We start from the raw sequence: 19279 nt of genomic DNA, 5'->3' as shown, positions 1-19279 counted from the left end.
TGCCGCCGTTGGCTACCGCACTGAGTCCATGCACGGCGCCGGTTCTCCCCAGGCCCAGCGCATCATGATCGCCCGTCAGGGCAACATTCAGGGCAAGAAGCAGCTTGCCAAGGATATTGCCGGCATCGTCGACTGAGTACCCTCTAAGGGGGATTGCATCCCCCTTAGACACTCCGCCGCGCCGTTGACGCGGCTCCGCTGAACCCCCTCACGTCCGCACAGCAGACGTGTCGCTCGGCGGGCAGTGGAGTTCTGACCGGGCAAAGCTCGGTCAGAACGAAATATAAACCGCGATATCTGTCCCTGCGACATATCAATATAGCCTTTTCAAGATTTGTATAAAAGGAGAAAGCATTATGGATTTCAATTTGAGCCCTGAGCATCTGTTGATCCGGAAGATGATGGCTGAGTTCACCGAGAACGAAGTCAAGCCCATCGCTGCCGAGGTTGACGCCAAGACTATGTATCCCCGTGAGAACATCGAAAAGCTATTCGATCTGGGTGTGATGGGTATGTGTGTCCCCAAGGAGTACGGCGGCTGCGGTGCCGACCCTCTTGCCAGCGCCATCTGCATTGAGGAGCTCTCCAAGCAGTGCGCCTCCACTGGCGACATCGTGGCCACGCACAACGGCCTGTGCTGCGATCCCATCCTGACTCACGGCACCGAGGCCCAGAAGGCCAAGTATCTGCCCATGCTGACCACCGGTCATCATGTGGGTGCCTTTGCCCTGACCGAACCCAACGCCGGTTCCGATGCCTCCAAGGGCCAGACCGAGGCCAAGCTGGTGGGCGACCACTATGTGATGAACGGCTCCAAGATCTTCATCACCAACGGCTATGTGGCCGATGTGTTTGTGGTCTTCGCCATGACCGATAAGTCCAAGGGCACCAAGGGCATTTCCGCCTTTATCGTGGAGTCCTCCTTCCCCGGCTTCTCCGTCGGCAAGCACGAGGAGAAGATGGGCCTGCACGGCTCTCCCACGGCTGAGATCGTCTTTACCGACATGATCGTCCCCAAGGAGAATATGCTGGGCCGCGAGGGCAAGGGCTTCAACATTGCCATGCAGACGCTGGATGGCGGCCGTATCGGCATCGCCGCACAGGCGCTGGGTATTTCCGAGGGTGCTCTGGAGGAGGCCAAAGCCTACACCAAGGGCCGTGTCCAGTTCGGCAAGCCCATCAGCAAGTTCCAGAACACCCAGTTCACCTTCGCCGACATGGAGCTGGGCTGCGAGGCCGGCCGCCTGCTGACCTATCAGGCCGCCATCAAGAAGGGCGCCGGCGAGCGCTACACCAAGGAGGCCGCCATGGCCAAGCTGTTCACCTCTGAGCACGCCATGAAAACCACTACCAAGGCGCTGCAGATGTTCGGCGGCTACGGCTACACCAAGGATTATCCCATGGAGCGCATGATGCGCGACGCCAAGATCACGGAGATCTACGAGGGTACCAGCGAGGTCCAGCGTATCGTCATCTCCGCCAACATGGGCCTGTAAGGAGGAGAAGTCGAAATGAAGATTTATGTTTGTGTCAAGCAGGTACCCGATACCTCCGGCAAGGTGGCCGTCAATCCCGATGGTACCCTGAACCGTGCTTCCATGCAGACCATCACCAACCCCGATGACATGAACGCCGTTGAGGCCGCCCTGAAGCTCAAGGACGCCACCGGCTGCAAGGTCACCGTTGTCACCATGGGCCCCCCTCCCGCTGCCGGTATGCTGCGTGAGCTGATGGCCATGGGTGCTGACGATGGCGTGCTGGTTTCCGCCCGTGAGTTCGGCGGTTCCGATACCTACGCTACCTCCCAGATTCTGGCCGCCGCTCTGAGCACCCTGGGTGTTGAGAAGGACGATATCGTGATGTGCGGCCGTCAGGCCATCGACGGCGATACCGCTCAGGTCGGTCCCCAGATCGCTGAGAAGCTGCACCTGCCTCAGGTCACCTACGCTGCCGACATCCAGAAGGACGGCGACACCATCACCGTCAAGCGTATGCTGGAGGACGGTTACATGACCATCAAGGTCCAGACTCCCTGCCTGCTGACCTGCATCAAGGAGCTGAACAACCCCCGCTATATGTCCATCGGCGGCATCCTGTCTACCTACAGCAAGCCCCTGACCACTCTGGGCTATGAGGACCTGAAGGATCATCCCCTGATCGATGCTACCACCATTGGCCTGAAGGGCTCTCCCACCAACATCTTCAAGAGCTTCACGCCTCCCCAGAAGGGTGTCGGCATGATGCTGGAGGGCGACGGTAAGGAGACCTGCGAGAAGCTGGCCTCCATTCTGGCCGAGAAGCACATCATCTAAGGAAGGAGAACGAAAAATGTCTAATTTCAATAGTGCTGATATCGCTGCTTTCAAGGATGTATGGGTGTTCTGCGAGCAGCGCGAGGGCAAGCTGATGCCCACCGATTTCGAGCTGATCTCCAAGGGCCGCGACCTGGCCAACGAGCTGGGCGTGAACCTGTGCGGTCTGCTGCTGGGCGGCGAGGGCATTGAGTCCGCCGCTAAGGAGCTGGGCGGCTACGGCGCCGACAAGGTCATTGTCTGCGAGAGCCCCCTGCTGGCTACCTACACCACCGACGCCTACGCCAAGGTCATCTGCGACGTGATCGAGGACCTGAAGCCCGAGGCTTTCCTGATCGGCGCCACCAACATCGGCCGCGATCTGGGCCCCCGCTGCGCGGCCCGTCTGCACACCGGCCTGTGCGCTGACTGCACCCACCTGGACGTGGATGTGCCCAACTACATCCAGTTCCTGCGTGAGAGCTCCACGCTGGACGTTGACTCCATGAAGTGGGATATGGAGGACCGTAACCTGAAGATGACCCGTCCTGCTTTCGGCGGTCACCTGATGGCTACCATCATCTGCCCCCGCTTCCGTCCCTGCATGGCTACTGTCCGTCCCGGCGTTATGAAGAAGAACGCCTTTGACGAGGCCAAGGCCAACGCTGTTGAGATCGTGAAGCCCAACTTCACTCTGACTGCTGAGGACATCCACACCGACGTTACCGAGGTGGTGAAGGCCGCCAAGAAGCTGGTGGACCTCATCGGCGCCGATTACATCGTGTCCGTTGGCCGCGGCATTTCCAAGGACGTTGAGGGCGGCATCAAGCTGGCTGAGGAGCTGGCTGAGGTCCTGGGCGGCGTTGTTGGCGGCTCCCGTGCCACCATTGACTCCGGCTGGCTGTCTGCCGACCATCAGGTGGGTCAGACCGGCAAGACCGTCCATCCCAAGGTGTACGTTGCTCTGGGTATCTCCGGCGCCATCCAGCACAAGGCTGGTATGCAGGATTCCGAGTGCATCATCGCCGTCAACAAGAACGACACCGCTCCCATCTTTGAGATCGCTGACTACGGCATCTGCGGCGACCTGTTCAAGGTCACTCCCATGCTGATCGAGGCCATCAAGGCTGCCAAGGCCGCGAAGTAAGCTGAAATCTAATTAAAAGAGCGCCATCCTTTCGGATGGCGCTCCTTTTTGCGCTTCCGTGAAACATTACCGGACATAGAGACATCATCTCTGCCGATGGTATAGGCTTACCCCGAAACGTCTGCCTCAAGCCGGAAAAAAACACTTCGGTCTTCCACTTGTTTGTGCCCGTCTGAAAATAGACAGAACCCAAAGCTGATATTGGGGCGCAAAATTGGACAAGGTACGGTAGTCCGGGTTTTCATCTCACGTTATTGTGATTAAAATAAAAGTGGTGAAATTCGCTTGTTATAAGCAAATTTCACCACTTTGGCACCCCAAACTGGATTCGAACCAGCGGCCTACTGCTTAGGAGGCAGTCGCTCTATCCAACTGAGCTATTGGGGCATTAACAAAAAGCAAAGGTGCGGTATCCGCTCGGGTTCGTGTTTAGGCGTTCGGACGCCCTATCCTGTCGGGCCCCATACGCAAATACCGTTCTGTCCCGCTGCAGTCCGAGCAGGTTTTTATTTTAATTCATTTTCCCTCTGCTGTCAAGAATCGGCCCATCCGACCATGAGGTCGGATGGGCCGATTTCGTTCAAAGCTCAAGTATGCTTCCGGCGGACAGCCCGGAAAATCAGGCCGATGACCAGTCCCAACAGCGCGGGGCAAATCCACCCAAGGCCCAGTCCGGCAAACGGCACGTATTTCAGCACCACTGCCTGAAGTCCGTCCAAACGCAGCGCGTTCCACGCGCCCTCCGGCAGCGCAGCAAGGAGATCATACAGCGCCACAGGCAGCGTCAGCCCTATGACCCAGCGATAGACCGCCCGGTCATAGTCGAAGAACCGCCCCAGCAGCGACAGCAAAATCAACATGATGGCCAGCGGGTACAGGAACATCAGCACCGGCACAGCATAGGTGATGATGGCGGTGAGGCCCACATTGGCAAACAGGAAGGACGCGCCACAGAACAGCAGTACCCAGCCCCGGTAGGAAAGGCTCTTGGGGAACATTCCCGCAAAGGTCTCCGCGCAGCTGGTTGTCAAGCCCACCGCCGTTTTCAGGCAGGCCAGCGTCACAGTGGCCGCCAGCACCAGCAATCCGACCCGGCCCAGATAATGCTGGGCGATCTGCGCCAGCGCAGCGCCGCCGTTAGGCGCGGCCTCCAGCACCCCCCGGCTCTGAACGCCCATGATCGTCACCAACAGGTAAATAATGCCCATGAGCACACAGCTGAACACGCCGGAGCGAACGGTGGTCATGGCAATGGCCTCCGGCTGCTCCACACCCAAATCACGGATGACCTGCACCACCACGATGCCGAAGGCAAGGCTGGCCAGCGCGTCCATGGTGTTGTAGCCCTCTAAAAAGCCGGTGAAAAACGGCTGGGCGGCGTAGGCGCCCTGCGGCTCCACAGCGGAAATAGAGGTGGTGGGGTTCAGCAGCGTCACCAGAATCAGCACCGCCAAAAAGGCCAGAAAGCCGGGGGTCAGCACCTTGCCGACATAGATGAGGATTTTACCTGGCCGCAGAGAGAAATACAGCGTGGCCGCGAAAAACAGCGCGGAAAACAGCAGAAGGTACAGCCAGCTCCGGTCACTGTGAGGCAAAATCTGCTCCAAGCCCACAGTAAACGAGGTGGTGGCGCACCGGGGAATCGCGAAAAACGGCCCGATGGTAAGGTAAAGCGCACAGGTGAAGAAATACGCATAGGGGCGGCCTACCCTGCGGCTGAGTTCAAAGAGTCCGCTGCTGCGGCTGATGCCCAAAGCGGCTACGCCCAGCAGAGGCAGTCCCACGCCTGTTACCAGAAATCCTGCAATGGCGGGCCATACGTTCCGGCCGGCTACCTGTCCCATATATACCGGGAAGATCAGATTGCCCGCGCCAAAGAACATACCGAACAGCATACTGGCTACGTATACATACTCTCGAAAACTCAGCTTGTGTTTCATAGGTAGTGTCTCTCCTTTTTCATGATTTTTTCTTCTCCTTTTTCATCTAAAATGTAAATGGCCGGCAGAGCACCGAACCATCCTGCCGCTTTTGCGGCATAGCGGTATTATATCAGCTATTGGCGTTAAAGGCAAATATAATGTTCTCATATTTTTACACTTTTCGTAAAATTGCAAGCAAAATCATAAATTTATATCCATTGTTCACGGACAAATATATTTTTTAATTTGTATAGACACCCACCGCCACTTGCACTTGGGACGCGGCTGTGCTATGATTGCGGTTAGAGTTCTTGAACCTTGCTTTTTCCTGAAAGGAGACAACCATGGATACCCCCTGTCTTTCTCCCCGTCCCCAAGCGCCCCTCTGCCGCCGCCCTGCCGATCCCCATCTGCTGCGGCTGGAGGCGTCCGGCGGAGAAGCCTCCGAAACACATTACCCGGTATTTCCCGGCATGGAGCTGATCTACCGGGACATTCACGCCCACACCTGCCGTGAAAACCGGGGCGGCACCGGAGAACGCCTTGAGATTCATCACTGCCTGGAGGGCCGCATAGAGTACCGGCAGAGCGGGCGCTATTTCTATCTGGCGCCGGGAGACCTTGTGGTGGCTCGCTCCTCCTCGCTGCCGCAGGGGAGCCGTTTCCCCACCGGTCATTACCACGGCATCGCCGTGGTCATTGACCCCGCCGCCGCGCCGGAATGCCTGTCCTGCATTCTCAGCGATGTGGAGGTGCGGCCTGCCGCGCTGATGGAAAAGCTGTGTCCCGGCGGCGCCGTATTCGCCGCCCGCTCCTCCCGCCGGGTGAGCCATGTGTTCTCCGAGCTGTACGCCGTACCGGAGGACAGCCGCAAGGGCTACCTAAAGGTAAAGCTGTTAGAGCTGCTGCTGTTTCTCAGCACCCTCTCCCCCGCCGGTACCCCGGCGCCCCACGGCTGCACCGCCGCACAGGTCACGCTGGCCGGGCAGGTACGGACCTGCCTGCTTTCGGAGCCGGACCAGACCATGACGCTTCAGGCCCTCTCCCGGCGGTTCGGCGTTTCCGCCGCCCAGATCAAAAGCAGCTTTACCGGGGTCTACGGAATGTCCCCCGCCGCCTACGTCCGGGCGCAGCGGATGCACGGCGCGGCGGAGCTGCTGCGGCAGACGAACCGCACAGTGCTGGATATTGCGGGTCAGTTTGGGTATGACAACGCCAGCAAATTTGCCAAGGCATTCCGGGATGTTATCGGCGTCTCTCCCCGGGAATACCGCTCCGGCGCCGAATACGATAGCTGCGCCCCCCGGCTCCACAATGCGGACGCCGATTAAATACCGGGGATATATCCGGCTTTTTTAAATTTATTTTCCAAATTTCACGTTTTGGAGCAGTATCCGCCGTTTTGGAGCGGATAGCCCCCGGTTCCTCTGGTAAGATACGGACATAGAGAAACAGTTCCCCCCCTTGTTTCTCAAGCGGTTAGACTAATCTAACTGCAAGGCCCCTTCCCGCATGGGCGGCGCTCCTCACATCGGCGCACGCCTGTGCCCGGGACCCACGCGAAAGGAGGCAGCGCCATGTCCGAGGAAAATCTGGTGCGGCAATGTGCGCCGACGCTGGCTGGAATCAAAACCGGCACCATTTTCCCTGTCTCCTTTGAAACGAAGGCAGAGCTTACCACGGACATTCGGGACCTGAACCGAATTTTGGTTCCCAAGGGACTGCGGCTGCTGCCTCTGTGCTACCGGGAAAACCGCACGGCGTTGCTGTATCTCTACCGCCCCTCGGAGCTTCGTCAGGACCTTCGGGACCGGCTGGCCGAGGTGCTTTTGAATGAGGCAGGCTACCCCGCTCACGGCAGTGAGCAGTGTGTGGCGTACCTTGTCAGACGCTTCCGGGAAAGCGGCGAATTTCCGCATGAGGTGGGATTGTTCATCAGCTATCCGCCGCAGGATGTCCGGGGGTTCATTGAAAACCACGCCGTGAACTACAAATGCGCGGGGCTGTGGAAGGTCTACGGCGATGTGGAGCTGGCGCAAAGCCTGTTCACAAAATTCCGTAAATGCACCGATATCTACTGCGCTCTTTGGCGGGCCGGGTCCAGCATCGACCAGCTCGCTGTGGCAGTCTGATATACCAAACGCCGGGGCTTCGGCCATCGGCAACCTCTCAAGAAAGGAGAAACATAAGTATGAAGAAAACTGCAGTCATTTACTGGAGCGGTACCGGCAATACCAAGGCGATGGCCGAGGCCGTTCTGGAGGGCATGAAGGAGGCCGGCGCTGATGCCGCCCTGCTGGAGCCCGGTGATGTCAACGGTTCCACCCTCAGCGGCGTAGACGCTGTGGCCTTCGGCTGCCCCGCCATGGGTTCCGAGGTGCTGGAGGAGATGGAGTTCGAGCCGATGTTCGATAGCTGCAAGAACAGCTTGGGCGGCAAGAAGGTCGCTCTGTTCGGCTCCTACGGCTGGGGTGACGGCGAGTGGATGCGTTCTTGGGAAAAGAACTGCGACGATGCCGGTGTCAGCCTTGCCTGCGACAGCATTATTTGTCAGGAAGCTCCTGACGATGATACGCTGGCCTCTTGCCGTGCCATGGGCAAGACTCTGGCGGAATAAGCAACCCTCTCTAACCTCCTAAAGAATGTACATCTCTCATTTCCCATCTTAATCTCACTTCCTAATTTCCTATCTATCCTATTTCCTAACTATCTTTCCTATTTCCTATCTTTCCTAACTTATCTTTCCTGAATTTCCCTGCCGGAAGCCTTCGCTTCCGCCGCCTGACTACCCGGATGGGGCTGGGGGTCAGACATGAAAATGCCATGTTTTCACAAAAGGGCCCGCCGTATGGCGGGCCCTTTGCGTGTCGAAAAGGTTTTTTTGACACGCTGAATAAGTTTTCAATGACGCAGGACACCCCTCTTGGGTTTCCCGCGCACACCCTTCCTTACCGCCGCAGAAATTTTATCACTTTACCGACAGTCTCAAAGGCCCCGCCGTATGGCGGGGCCTTTCTGCGTGTTTGGTCGGTCTTACGTCGAACTGTGCCGCAATGAAGGTTTTCGACCGCCAAAGCAAGGGCGCAGCCCGGTTCAATGAACCGGGCTGCGCCCTTGAAATCATCTCTGCCAGTGCCGCAGCTCCGGCACCACGGCCTCCATGTGCGCCCGCACCTGCTCCGCGGGCCAGTCTGTGCTCGCCATGTGCTCCACGCAGAAATCAATAAGCTGCTCCCTGCTACTGTACTTGAATTCGCCATCGGCATAGCACCACTTGCAGTATTCCTCATTAAAGGAACCATCCGGCTCCCGGCTGGTGAGAGAATCGTCCAGTGGCATTCCGCAGCATTGGCACCGGAGCTGCCGTGGCAAGCCCAGCAGCGTATTGATGGACACACCGAACAGGGCTGACAGCAGCTTCAGCGTTTCCGTGTTCGGCGTGGTCTCCCCGCTTTCCCAGCGGGACACCGCCTGTCTTGTGACAAAGACTTTCTCCGCAAGTTCAGCCTGCGACAGTCCCTTCTGCGTCCTCAAGTGATAAAGCGTCTCTTTTGCGTCCACGTATATCATCTCCTCACTCAAACCTTACCACAGACTTCCCATTCTTTGCAAGCAACTGCCGGTTGCGGCTGTTTCATGCCGCGGCGCCAGCCTTTGCGCGGCTATTCCGTTATCCATTTTCTTTGTTGTGCTGTCAATCCAGCCAAAGCACATCGCTTCTTCCACTGCATCGATGTACCAAAAGGTCTCCCTATCGTCCACAGGACATCCGCGCTTGACCACAACCCAGCATTCGCTTTCCTTATTGTAATTTTCCGATAGCCATTGCCGCAGCTCCTCCCGGTTTTGAGCCGGCAGCAGATTCTTAAAGTCCATATTTATCTTTCACACACTGTAAGTTGTCGGTGTTTTTTGCTTTGTTCTTTCGTGTCTTCCTTTGTGTCCTCCTTTAATGACCTGATTTCTTCTAAAATAAGCTCAGTACAAAAAACAATAAGACCTGAAAGAAGAATGATTCCACCGTAAATCGGATAAAAAAAGGTTTCATGGGCTCCGCCGCCAACAATACGAGACAAGAGCAGGTTCCACACACCACTGAGCGGCCCAATGACTAATGCAAATACCACAATCATTGTAATAACAGTGTTTTCATTCCCTATTACCTCCACAAACAAGCATTTTTATATGTTCTTTTTTATCCTATCACGCCTCCAAGTAAAGCGCAAGCACCCGGCCATGGCCGGGTGCTTGCGCTTATCGGGAATATCCCGCGAAATGCTGTTGTGATGCCGGAACAGACGTTTACGCCATCTCCTTGATGGCAGCCTGTGCGGCGGCGAGGCGGGCGATGGGCACCCGGAAGGGAGAGCAGGACACATAGTCCAAGCCGACCCGGTGGCAGAACTCCACAGAGGAGGGGTCGCCGCCGTGCTCGCCGCAGATACCCAGATGCAGCTCCGGGTTCACGCCGCGGCCCAGCTTGCAGGCCATATCCACCAGCTTGCCGACGCCCTTCTGGTCCAGCTTGGCGAAGGGATCGTTCTCGTAGATCTTCTTATCGTAGTAAGCGCCGAGGAACTTGCCGGCATCGTCACGGCTGAAACCGAAGGTCATCTGCGTCAGATCGTTGGTGCCGAAGGAGAAGAAGTCGGCCTCCGTGGCAATCTCATCGGCAGTCAGCGCGGCGCGGGGAATTTCGATCATGGTACCTACCAGATACTTCATGTCGGAGCCGGCGGCCTTGATCAACTCGTCCGCAGTCTTGACCACGATATCCTTAACATACTTCAGCTCCTTGACCTCGCCCACCAGCGGAATCATGATCTCAGGGACCATGGTCCACTCAGGATGACGGGCCTGCACGGCCAGCGCGGCCTTGATGATGGCCTTGGTCTGCATCACAGCGATCTCGGGATAGGTGACGTCCAAACGGCAGCCGCGGTGACCCATCATGGGGTTGAACTCATGAAGACCGGCAATGATGTTCTTAATCTCGGTCACGGTCTTACCCATATCGTGGGCCAGCTTTTCAATGTCGGCCTCCTCGGTGGGAACGAACTCGTGCAGCGGGGGATCGAGGAAGCGGATGGTGACGGGGCAGCCCTCCATGGCCTCATAGATGCCCTCAAAGTCGCTCTGCTGCATGGGCTCCAGAATGGCCAGCGCGGCCTCGCGCTGCTCCACGGTGTCGGAGCAGATCATGCGGCGGATGGCGGGAATGCGGTCCTCGTTGAAGAACATGTGCTCCGTGCGGCACAGGCCGATGCCCTGCGCGCCGAAGGTGCGGGCCTGCGCGGCGTCATGAGGCGTATCCGCGTTGGTGCGGACCTTCAGGCGGCGATACTTGTCCGCCCAGCCCATGACCCGGCCGAACTCACCGCCAATGGTGGCATCGGTGGTGGGCACAGCGCCGTCATAGATATTGCCGGTAGAACCGTCAATGCTCAGCCAGTCGCCCTCGTGGAACGTCTTGCCGGCCAAATCGAACTTTTTATTTTCCTCGTCCATCTTGATGTCGCCGCAGCCGGACACGCAGCACTTACCCATGCCGCGGGCCACAACGGCCGCATGAGAGGTCATGCCGCCGCGGACGGTCAGGATGCCCTGAGCGGCCTTCATACCCTCGATATCCTCGGGAGAGGTCTCCAGACGGACCAGAACCACCTTCTCGCCGCGCTCGGCCCACTCCTTGGCGTCCTCAGCGGTAAAGACGATCTTGCCGCAGGCAGCGCCGGGAGAGGCAGGCAGTGCCTTGCCGATAACCGGGGTGGTCTTGAGCACCTTGGCATCAAACTGGGGGTGCAGCAGCGTGTCCAGAGAGCGGGGCTCGATCATGGCCACGGCCTTCTTCTCATCGATCATGCCCTCGTCCACAAGGTCACAGGCGATCTTCAGTGCGGCAGCGGGAGTGCGCTTGCCGTTGCGGGTCTGGAGCATATACAGCTTGCCGTGCTCCACGGTAAACTCCATATCCTGCATATCCCGGTAGTGATCCTCCAGCGTCTTGCAGACCTCCTGGAACTGCTTGAACGCCTCGGGGAACTTTTCAGCCATCTCGGCAATGGGCATGGGGGTGCGGACGCCGGCCACAACATCCTCGCCCTGGGCGTTGGTCAGGAACTCACCCATGAGTTTCTTCTCGCCGGTGGCGGGGTTACGGGTAAAGGCAACGCCGGTGCCGCAGTCATCGCCCATGTTGCCGAAGGCCATGGACTGAACGTTGACAGCGGTGCCCCAGGAATAGGGGATGTCATTATCCCGGCGGTAAACGTTGGCGCGGGGGTTATCCCAGGAGCGGAACACGGCCTTGATGGCGCCCATCAGCTGCTCCTTGGGGTCGGTGGGGAACTCCTCGCCGATCTTGGACTTATACTCGGCCTTGAACTGACCGGCCAGCTCCTTGAGGTCCTCGGCGGTAAGCTCCACGTCCTGCGTGACGCCCTTCTTGACCTTCATCTCGTCAATGAGCTGCTCGAAGTATTTCTTGCCGACTTCCATCACAACGTCGGAGTACATCTGGATAAAGCGGCGGTAGCAGTCCCAAGCCCAGCGGGGGTTGTTGGACTTCTTGGCGATGACGTCCACCACCTCCTCGTTCAGACCGAGGTTCAGGATAGTGTCCATCATGCCGGGCATGGAGGCCCGGGCGCCGGAGCGCACGGAGACCAGCAGGGGATTTTCATGGTCGCCGAACTTCTTGCCGGTGATCTTCTCCATTTTTTCAATATATTCCATGATCTCGGCGAAAATCTCGTCATTGATCTGGCGGCCATCCTCATAATACTGGGTGCAGGCCTCGGTGGTAATGGTGAAGCCCTGAGGCACAGGCAGGCCGATGTTGGTCATCTCAGCCAGATTCGCGCCCTTGCCGCCCAGCAGCTCGCGCATATTGGCGTTGCCCTCGGTGAACAGGTAACAATACTTCTTGCTCATGGATTCTCTCCTTCGTTTTTTGCCTCGGAAGGCAGAATAAGCAAATATGAGGCCGTTGGAACAAGCCGGGACAGCGGAAATGGCGGGCCGTCGGTCTCGAATAGCCATTCCATATTATAGTGGATTATGCATAAAAAAACAATCAATATAATTGACAAGATTTATACGTTTATTTAATCGTTTTCGCTAAAGAGACAATCGTTTTCCCCGTACATATATGAAAATTACCACAAATGCCGCGCAAAATCGCCTCCGGTTTCTCATCTCTGCGGTTTGGAAAAATCGGCAAAAAAGCGAAAAAAAGCGGCGGCCCGCAGGCCGCCTCAGCATGTCGAAAAATTCTTTTCGCCCCGCTGAACAAATTTGAGAGCTCTCAAATTTACTGATTTAAATGGTGTGGGAAACCCTTCCTACCGCTTTGAGAAATTCATCCCTTTATCGGCAGCAAAAGTTTTTCAGGCTTTGTCACGGGCCGCCGCTTTCTTTTATTTCGCAAGGTCCTGACCGAGAATGTATTTCTTCAGAGGCTTATACAGCATGGCGGCCAGCACCAGCGCGATGATGGTGTTCGGCAGCATATAGGAGCCGTTATAGACGATAGAGTAGGCGGAGGGGCTGGTGAACGTCCACTTCATGAACTCCGTGGGTGCCAAAATCTTATAGATGGTCACGCCGCTGATATAGTGGACCACAAACCGAAAGAAGCAGCCCACAATCGTCCCCACGAAAATGCCCCATTTTTTGCCCTTGAACAGTCCCGCAAGGCCCAGCGGAGTAAACGCCACCAGATAATCCAGCAGCATGGACTGCCAGCCCCATGCGTAAGCGCCGTCAAAAATGAGCTGGAGCAGGCCGAAGGTAAAGCCGGCCATCAGCCCCGGCGCAAGGCCCCAACGAACGGCAAACAGCAGAATGGGGAACATGGCCGGGGTCAGGGAGCCGCCGTTGGGCAACTCCATCAGCTTGATGTAGCTGAGCACCTGTGCCAGCGCCACCATCATGGCGCCCTCGCACAGCATCCGGATTTTCAGATGAGAAGCGGAAGAATTTGCGGACATAAAAAGTCCCTCCTAAGAAAAAAGTACCGCAGGCCACTTAAACGGGCTTGCGGTACGGAAAGACAGTATATCCACTTCCTACGCCGGCATTACCCGGATCAGGTCAAGGGACAGAGGGCGGTCATAGCCCTGCATCTCAGCCGGATTTCGCATCCAGCGCCCCTGTGTTCAGTTGTCTGCGGTCAAGCTGAATTATAGCAGATAGCGGCGGTTTGTCAATAGCGGCTGTCCAAAATTGAAACCACGTCAGCCAGCGTATCGTGGTCGCAGTCCACCACCAGCGTGGCGCCGCTCTGCCGCACCGCCTCGGCGCAGTTGCCGGGGGCAAAGCCCTCCGCCGCCGCCTGGAGCATGGAGAGGTCATTGGCCTCGTCCCCAACGCAGTAGGTATGCGCCATGGAAATCCCCAGCCGTGCAGCCAGACGCCGGACCATCGCACCCTTTCCGGCCCCTTTTCCGGTGACCTCCAGCAGCGTCGGATTGGAGAAGAACACCTCGTAGCGCTCGCTCCACGACTGGGCAAATATCCAGTCCCGCAGCGGCAGCAGCCGGGTGTGCTCATCCTCGAACATGAGCTTCACCAGCGGCAGCGGCACAGCCCACAGGTCATCCACCGCCTCCACACCGGCATGGGTCACGTGCTGGTGCTGCCGGGTAAATTCATTGGGCCGCACGGCATGAATCACATTGTCCAGATGATACGCCTCCGCCGCCGCGGTGGGAAAGCGGTCCAGCACCGCCTGTCCCTGTGCCCGGACCTCCTCCGGCAGCAGAATGCTATCCAAATAGGTCTCCGCTTCAAAGTCATACAGCGCCGCGCCGTTGCACACGATGGCCGGGGCGTTCATCGGCACCTTGTCCGCAAACATCCGGAACGCCGGCAGCGCCCGGCCGGTGGCCACGGCAAAGCGGCCGCCCTCCGCCATAAAATAGCGGATAGCCGTAAGGTTCCCCTGAGAGACCGGCGGAATAGGACCGCCTGTGCGGCGGGGACGCTCCGTATTCAAAATCGTATTGTCAAAATCGCTGGCCAGCAGCACATCTTCAAATTTCCCCATAAACTCTCCTCTCTAAAAGCAGGCGGAGCGGAAACAATTCCGCTCCGCCTGAGATCATATCCGCAGCCTTATTCAGCGGTGGGCGTTCCCGCTCCGCCGTTTCCGCCCCGATGGCGGCGTCCGCCCCGGTGACGCCGGCGGTTCTTGCTCTCGCCGCCCTCCTGCGGGGCTCTCGGCTCGCTTACCGGCGCGGCGTTTTCCCGCGGCTGCGTCTTATTGGGACGCTCCTGCCGGGGACGCTGGGGTCTGGGGCCCCGCTCCGCGCTCTGTCCGGCAACGGACTTGGGCGGCTCCCGGCGCGTAGCTTCGCCCGCATTCGAAGCCTCGCCGCCGTTTCTGCGGCGTCCGCCCCGGTGGCGGCGGCGATTCCTGTTCTCTCCGCCCTCTGCGTCCTCCTCGCCGACAGGCCGTTCCCGTACCGGCGCGGGCCGCTCCGGGAGGGTCCTGTCTTCAAAGGCCGAGGTGAGCACCGGCACCGGCAGCTCCTCCGTCTGCTCCTCCACGTATCGGGCAGGACGCTGGGCCGGAATTTCAATTCCCTCCCGGCTGCCCTTGCCGTTGCGGAGCACGCAAAGCTCGCAGTTATGATAGCACTTCTGGGTCTCCGGCGCGCTGTCCAGACTGACCTTCACGGTCTCCCGCAGCAGGTCCACGGACTTCACGTTGCCGGGACCATCCGGTGTCTGGACAAAGGACTCCTGCTTTGGCATCCGCTTCTGGGCGTCCTCATAGGCGTTCTGCTCGTATTTCAGGCAGCACATCAGCCGCCCGCAGGTACCGGAAATTTTTGTGGGATTCAGGCTGAGGTTCTGGGTCTTGGCCATTTTGATGGACACCGGCAGGAAGCCGTTTAAAAACTGAGAGCAGCAGAAGGGCCGCCCGCAGATGCCAAGACCGCCCACCATCTTCGCCTCGTCCCGGACGCCGATCTGCCGCAGCTCAATGCGGGCCCGGAATACGCTGGCAAGATCCCGCACCAGCTCCCGGAAGTCCACCCGCCCATCGGCGGTGAAGAAGAAAATGATCTTACTTCCGTCAAAGCTGGCGGAGACGTTCACCAGCTTCATCTCCAGACCGTGAGCGGCGATCTTTTTCTCGCAGATGTCAAAGGCGTCGCTTTCCTTTTTGCGGTTATACTCCACCGTGCGGCGGTCGGCGTCCGTTGCCAGCCGCAGCACCGCGCACAAGGGCTGCACAACAGCCTCGTCCGCAATGTCATGATTTCCCTGTGTGCAGGTGCCGAACTCCGGCCCCTGCGCCGTTTCCACAATGACCTGATCCCCCATTTTCACCTGCATACCCTTGGGGTCAAAGTCATAATTCTTGCAGCCGCCACGAAAGCGGACGCTGATCACTTCAGTCAAAGGAGTTCCTCCAATTCCACCGCCAGAGCCCCCAGCACATGGCTGACGCCCACATTGTAGGCACAGGCCCCCCGGTATGTTTGTAGCATTTGAATCGTATTGATGAGCTTTTGTCTGCCAAGACGCCGGCCAAGCTGGCGGCACAGCTCCGCGTCCGGTCCCTCCGGCGGCTTGCCGTAAAGCGCCAGCAGCGCGGCAGCTAAAATGTGCCGGCTCCCGTCCAGCAGCGCGGAGAGCGCGTCCCGATCCGTCCTCTTTTTCTCCAGCCGGACCATCAGCTCCGTCACGGAGCCGCGCTTACCCTCCGCCAGCAGGCGGCACAGCTCCCGCCCGCTCTCCGGCGGCGCGTCCCCGGTCTCTCCCGCCGGACGGAGCTTCAGCTCCACGCACCGGGAACGAAGCGTCTGCAAAACCACGGAGGGATTTTCCGCGCAGAACAGGAAGGCCGCATAGGGCGGCCCCTCCTCCACCAGCTTCAAAAGGACGTTCTGGTCCTGCTCCGTTAAAATCCCGCAGTCCGGGAAGATGTACACCTTCCGCGCCCCCTCGTTGGGCTGCACGTAGGCGTCCGCGCGCATCTGGCGAATCGTGTCCACCGACAGGTTCTTGTGGGCCTCGTCCCGGACGGTGACAACATCCGGGTGAATATCGGCAAAGACCTTGCGGCAGGCGGCGCAGGCGCCGCAGGGGCGGCCCCGGCCGCTCTGGCACTCCATGGCGGCGGCGGCGAACCGGGCGGCGGAGAGCCGGTCCCCGCTGCCGGAAAACAGCAGCGCGTGGGACAGTGTGCCCCGGTCCGCGGCCTCCCGTATCCGGCGGGCCGCCGGGTCATTGAACAGCTCCATCCGCGCCCTCCTTCCGGCCTTACTGCTTTCGATGCGCGCTTTGGTCGGAGCACTGGCAGCGAATACGCAGAAAAATACAGAATGAGTATAGCATATTTCCCTTTAAATGCAAAGAAAAGTTTTTGGAAGGTCTGTATTTCCGTTCCGATTTGCCGTCCTTTTGCGGCGGCTGCCGCCGCTGCCCTCTTTTAACGGAAAAATTTATGTATACAAATTCCGTTTTCTGTGCTATACTACAATAAATTCAGCATTGAGGAGCGCGGCTTCTCCGCTTTTTCGGGCTTTTCCGCGAAAAAAGCCTTTTTGCCTGTATTTTTCCGCAGCCGGAGGCGCTGCGGTCAAATAGATATTTGCTTCATAGGAAATGGGACAGACGTAACCGAACCTCTGCCGGCGAAACGGGGCTGTGCGGACAACGGACGTCTTTATTTTCCGTGCCCTTAAAATGGGCCATTTACCTCTGTCCCGTCTCCTGAAGCGCCTGTTCCTCTGTGCGGACACACGAGCTTTCGCACACGGGTACATATTCTGCCCCATTGGGCGTTCAAATCAAAAGGAGTTATTCTATCTATGGCAGAAAAATTGAAAATTATCCCCCTTGGCGGTCTCAACGAGATTGGAAAGAACATGACCGCCTATGAATACGGCGGCGAGATCATCGTGGTGGACTGCGGTATGGCCTTCCCCGGCGATGATATGTACGGCATCGACTGCGTGATTCCCGATGTCAGCTACCTCATCAAAAACAAATCCCGCATCCGGGGCCTGTTCATCACCCACGGCCACGAGGACCACATCGGCGCCATTCCCTATGTCCTCAAGCAGATCAATATGCCCATCTACTGCACCCGCTTCACCGCCGGCCTCATCAAGCTGAAGCTGGAGGAGCACCAGTTGGTGAAGTCCACGAAGCTCATCACCGTGGAGGCTGGCAAAAGCGTCCGGGCGGGCAAGTTCACCGTGGAATTCATCCATGTGAACCACTCCATCGCGGACTCCGTGGCCTTTGCCATCCACACGAAAATGGGCACTGTTGTCCACACCGGCGACTTCAAAATTGACTCCACCCCCATCGACGGGGAGGTCATTGATCTGGCCCGGCTGGGCGAACTGGGCAAGGAGGGCGTGCTGTGCCTGTGCGCCGACTCTACCAATGTGGAGCGTCCCGGCTTCACCCCGTCCGAAAAGGTGGTGGGCGCTACGTTCATGCGCCAGTTCCAAAACTGCGACGAGCGCATCATCGTCACCACATTTGCCTCCAATGTCCACCGGGTCCAGCAGGTGCTGGACGCCGCCGCTCAGTGCGGCCGGAAGGTGGCTGTCACCGGCCGCAGCATGGAGAACATGATGAAGGTCTCCACGGAGCTGGGCTACATGAAGGTCCCCAAGAACACGCTGGTGGACATCAACAAGCTCAAGGGCCTGCCCAAGAACAAGCAGGTCATCGTCACCACCGGCTCTCAGGGCGAGGAAATGAGCGCCCTGTACCGCATGGCGTTTTCTACCCACAAGCAGGTGGAGATCGGCCCGGGGGACAAGGTCATCCTTTCCGCCTCTGCCGTTCCCGGCAACGAGGTCACGGTAGGCCGGGTCATCAACGAGCTGTTCCGCAAGGGCGCTACGGTCATTTATGACCGGGCCGATATGCTCCATGTCTCCGGCCACGCCTGTCAGGAGGAGCTGAAGATCATCCATGCCCTGACAAAGCCCCGCTTCTTCGTCCCGCTTCACGGTGAGCAGCGGATGCTCCAGATTCACTGCCAGCTTGCTCAGCAGATGGGTATGGACCGCAACCATATCGCCATTGCCGACAACGGCAGCGTCATTGAAATCACTGGCAAGAGCATGAAGCTGGCCAACTCCGTCCCCGCCGGAGAGGTGTATGTGGACGGTTCCGGCGTGGGTGATGTAGGTGCCGTGGTCATGCGGGACCGCAAGCGTCTGGCCGAGGACGGTATGGTGGTGGTGGTGCTTCCCATTGCCACGCAGGACGGCGCGCTGCTCTCCCCGCCGGAGATCATCACCCGGGGCTTCATCTATGTCAAGGAGTCCGGCGATCTCATGAAAGAGTTGCAGAACGTGGCTATGGACGCCGCCGACAGCGTCAGCGGCCGCAAGCGCGGCCGGGACGACAGCGAACTGCGAGGCGCGGTGAAATCCGCTGTCAGCAGCTATCTGTTCAAAAACACCAAGCGCAGCCCCATGGTCATTCCCGTTGTGACCCGGCTGTAAATACAAAAATAGAAGCCTCCGTCTGCTATGCAGACGGAGGCTTTTTTCATTTGCTTACAGGTGATGCTCCCGCAGGAGCTTTTTCGCCTGCTCCCACAGCTCATCGCTGACGGTCTGCACCACCGCCACCTTTTCCACTACCTCCGGCAGGGCGGCGGTCAGCTCCGCCTCCACAACGGTCTCGTTGGTAAGGTCCGCCGAGGGGCACCCGGCGCACTGGCCCAGCATCTTCACATACAGCGTCTTTCCCTCCAGACGGTCGATGGCAATATCGCCGCCGTGGGCCCGGAGAGCGGGCCGCACCTTCTCCTCCAGCGCCGCCTCCACGCGCTCCAGATCGCTCATATCCATTCCTCCTGTGCGTTCTTTTTGCTCAGTATACCACGCCGCACCGCCACCGTCCACGGAAAATTTTGAAAAAACCTCTTG

At 58.4% G+C, this 19279-nt stretch carries 18 protein-coding genes, 1 tRNA gene and 1 riboswitch; of the genes, 8 read left to right on the top strand and 11 right to left on the bottom strand.

Features of this window, described 5'->3' with window-relative positions:
* The 4 genes from PY311_RS02285 to acrA all read left to right on the top strand — a co-directional run.
* Positions 1-136: 4-hydroxyphenylacetate 3-hydroxylase C-terminal domain-containing protein (locus PY311_RS02285; RefSeq protein ID WP_286147069.1), on the top strand; the 136-nt coding region annotated here is incomplete at its 5' end.
* Between the two features lie 220 nt (positions 137-356).
* The gene (locus PY311_RS02280) at positions 357-1496 is read left to right on the top strand and encodes an acyl-CoA dehydrogenase (protein ID WP_286147056.1); all 1140 of its coding nucleotides are present in this window, start codon (positions 357-359) and stop codon (positions 1494-1496) included.
* Between the two features lie 15 nt (positions 1497-1511).
* Positions 1512-2312, top strand: coding sequence for an acryloyl-CoA reductase electron transfer subunit gamma (acrB, locus tag PY311_RS02275; protein WP_286147055.1), 801 nt, complete (start codon positions 1512-1514; stop codon positions 2310-2312).
* A 16-nt stretch (positions 2313-2328) separates the two neighbouring features.
* The gene (acrA, locus tag PY311_RS02270) at positions 2329-3438 is read left to right on the top strand and encodes an acryloyl-CoA reductase electron transfer subunit beta (RefSeq protein WP_286147054.1); all 1110 of its coding nucleotides are present in this window, start codon (positions 2329-2331) and stop codon (positions 3436-3438) included.
* 310 nt (positions 3439-3748) lie between these two features.
* Here the strand turns inward: acrA and PY311_RS02265 are convergent.
* Both PY311_RS02265 and brnQ read right to left on the bottom strand, forming a co-directional pair.
* Positions 3749-3825 (bottom strand) — tRNA-Arg (locus tag PY311_RS02265).
* Positions 3826-4025: 200 nt separating this feature from the next.
* Positions 4026-5378, bottom strand: a complete 1353-nt coding sequence (brnQ, locus tag PY311_RS02260) for a branched-chain amino acid transport system II carrier protein (protein WP_286147053.1) — start codon at positions 5376-5378, stop codon at positions 4026-4028.
* A gap of 326 nt (positions 5379-5704) precedes the next feature.
* Here brnQ and PY311_RS02255 point away from each other — a divergent pair, with 326 nt between their 5' ends.
* The 3 genes from PY311_RS02255 (at position 5705) to PY311_RS02245 (ending at position 7977) form a co-directional block, all read left to right on the top strand.
* Positions 5705-6691, top strand: a complete 987-nt coding sequence (locus PY311_RS02255) for a helix-turn-helix transcriptional regulator (protein WP_286147052.1) — start codon at positions 5705-5707, stop codon at positions 6689-6691.
* A 246-nt stretch (positions 6692-6937) separates the two neighbouring features.
* Positions 6938-7492, top strand: coding sequence for a DUF3793 family protein (locus PY311_RS02250; protein ID WP_286147051.1), 555 nt, complete (start codon positions 6938-6940; stop codon positions 7490-7492).
* Positions 7493-7551: 59 nt separating this feature from the next.
* Positions 7552-7977 (top strand): flavodoxin, encoded by a 426-nt coding sequence (locus PY311_RS02245; RefSeq protein WP_286147050.1) that lies wholly within the window; start codon positions 7552-7554, stop codon positions 7975-7977.
* A gap of 503 nt (positions 7978-8480) precedes the next feature.
* Here PY311_RS02245 and PY311_RS02240 read toward each other — a convergent pair.
* From PY311_RS02240 to PY311_RS02205, 8 genes are all read right to left on the bottom strand, one after another.
* Positions 8481-8930, bottom strand: coding sequence for a zinc ribbon domain-containing protein (locus PY311_RS02240; protein ID WP_434059925.1), 450 nt, complete (start codon positions 8928-8930; stop codon positions 8481-8483).
* Between the two features lie 15 nt (positions 8931-8945).
* Positions 8946-9236, bottom strand: a complete 291-nt coding sequence (locus PY311_RS02235) for a YdeI/OmpD-associated family protein (protein WP_286147048.1) — start codon at positions 9234-9236, stop codon at positions 8946-8948.
* Positions 9237-9238: 2 nt separating this feature from the next.
* Entirely contained in the window at positions 9239-9529 is a 291-nt protein-coding gene (locus tag PY311_RS02230) for a hypothetical protein (RefSeq protein WP_286147047.1), read from the bottom strand.
* A 133-nt stretch (positions 9530-9662) separates the two neighbouring features.
* Positions 9663-12293 (bottom strand): pyruvate, phosphate dikinase, encoded by a 2631-nt coding sequence (gene ppdK, locus PY311_RS02225; RefSeq protein WP_286147046.1) that lies wholly within the window; start codon positions 12291-12293, stop codon positions 9663-9665.
* Positions 12294-12778: 485 nt separating this feature from the next.
* A complete protein-coding gene (gene thiT, locus PY311_RS02220; protein WP_286147045.1) occupies positions 12779-13351 on the bottom strand; it encodes an energy-coupled thiamine transporter ThiT in 573 nt (190 codons plus the stop codon).
* 58 nt (positions 13352-13409) lie between these two features.
* Positions 13410-13525: riboswitch (TPP riboswitch) on the bottom strand.
* 41 nt (positions 13526-13566) lie between these two features.
* A complete protein-coding gene (locus tag PY311_RS02215) occupies positions 13567-14409 on the bottom strand; it encodes an HAD-IIB family hydrolase (RefSeq protein ID WP_286147044.1) in 843 nt (280 codons plus the stop codon).
* Positions 14410-14477: 68 nt separating this feature from the next.
* Positions 14478-15764: a PSP1 domain-containing protein gene (locus PY311_RS12765; RefSeq protein WP_286147068.1), complete on the bottom strand. Its 1287-nt coding sequence runs from the start codon at positions 15762-15764 to the stop codon at positions 14478-14480.
* Between the two features lie 5 nt (positions 15765-15769).
* On the bottom strand, positions 15770-16618 hold the full coding sequence (locus PY311_RS02205) for a DNA polymerase III delta subunit-related protein (RefSeq protein ID WP_286147043.1): 849 nt from the start codon (positions 16616-16618) through the stop codon (positions 15770-15772).
* 561 nt (positions 16619-17179) lie between these two features.
* Between PY311_RS02205 and PY311_RS02200 the strand changes: the two genes are divergently transcribed.
* Entirely contained in the window at positions 17180-18850 is a 1671-nt protein-coding gene (locus tag PY311_RS02200; protein ID WP_491066563.1) for a ribonuclease J, read from the top strand.
* Positions 18851-18904: 54 nt separating this feature from the next.
* Here PY311_RS02200 and PY311_RS02195 read toward each other — a convergent pair whose 3' ends face one another.
* Complete coding sequence (locus PY311_RS02195) at positions 18905-19195, bottom strand: NifU family protein (protein ID WP_286147041.1); 291 nt, start codon at positions 19193-19195, stop codon at positions 18905-18907.
* Positions 19196-19279 lie beyond the last annotated feature (84 nt).

It is taken from the genome of Neopoerus faecalis, assembly GCF_029218125.1.
GTDB lineage: Bacteria > Bacillota > Clostridia > Oscillospirales > Oscillospiraceae > Oscillibacter > Oscillibacter faecalis_A.
The sequence above is the reverse complement of the archived record's forward strand: the minus strand, read 5'-3'. Positions and strand labels throughout refer to the sequence as shown.

Coding starts and splice junctions, on each gene's coding strand:
- PY311_RS02280 (WP_286147056.1), top strand. CDS start 357: ATGGATTTCAATTTGAGCCCTGAGCATCTGTTGATCCGGAAGATGATG.
- acrB (WP_286147055.1), top strand. CDS start 1,512: ATGAAGATTTATGTTTGTGTCAAGCAGGTACCCGATACCTCCGGCAAG.
- acrA (WP_286147054.1), top strand. CDS start 2,329: ATGTCTAATTTCAATAGTGCTGATATCGCTGCTTTCAAGGATGTATGG.
- brnQ (WP_286147053.1), bottom strand. CDS start 5,378: ATGAAACACAAGCTGAGTTTTCGAGAGTATGTATACGTAGCCAGTATG.
- PY311_RS02255 (WP_286147052.1), top strand. CDS start 5,705: ATGGATACCCCCTGTCTTTCTCCCCGTCCCCAAGCGCCCCTCTGCCGC.
- PY311_RS02250 (WP_286147051.1), top strand. CDS start 6,938: ATGTCCGAGGAAAATCTGGTGCGGCAATGTGCGCCGACGCTGGCTGGA.
- PY311_RS02245 (WP_286147050.1), top strand. CDS start 7,552: ATGAAGAAAACTGCAGTCATTTACTGGAGCGGTACCGGCAATACCAAG.
- PY311_RS02240 (WP_434059925.1), bottom strand. CDS start 8,930: ATGATATACGTGGACGCAAAAGAGACGCTTTATCACTTGAGGACGCAG.
- PY311_RS02235 (WP_286147048.1), bottom strand. CDS start 9,236: ATGGACTTTAAGAATCTGCTGCCGGCTCAAAACCGGGAGGAGCTGCGG.
- ppdK (WP_286147046.1), bottom strand. CDS start 12,293: ATGAGCAAGAAGTATTGTTACCTGTTCACCGAGGGCAACGCCAATATG.
- thiT (WP_286147045.1), bottom strand. CDS start 13,351: ATGTCCGCAAATTCTTCCGCTTCTCATCTGAAAATCCGGATGCTGTGC.
- PY311_RS02215 (WP_286147044.1), bottom strand. CDS start 14,409: ATGGGGAAATTTGAAGATGTGCTGCTGGCCAGCGATTTTGACAATACG.
- PY311_RS02205 (WP_286147043.1), bottom strand. CDS start 16,618: ATGGAGCTGTTCAATGACCCGGCGGCCCGCCGGATACGGGAGGCCGCG.
- PY311_RS02195 (WP_286147041.1), bottom strand. CDS start 19,195: ATGAGCGATCTGGAGCGCGTGGAGGCGGCGCTGGAGGAGAAGGTGCGG.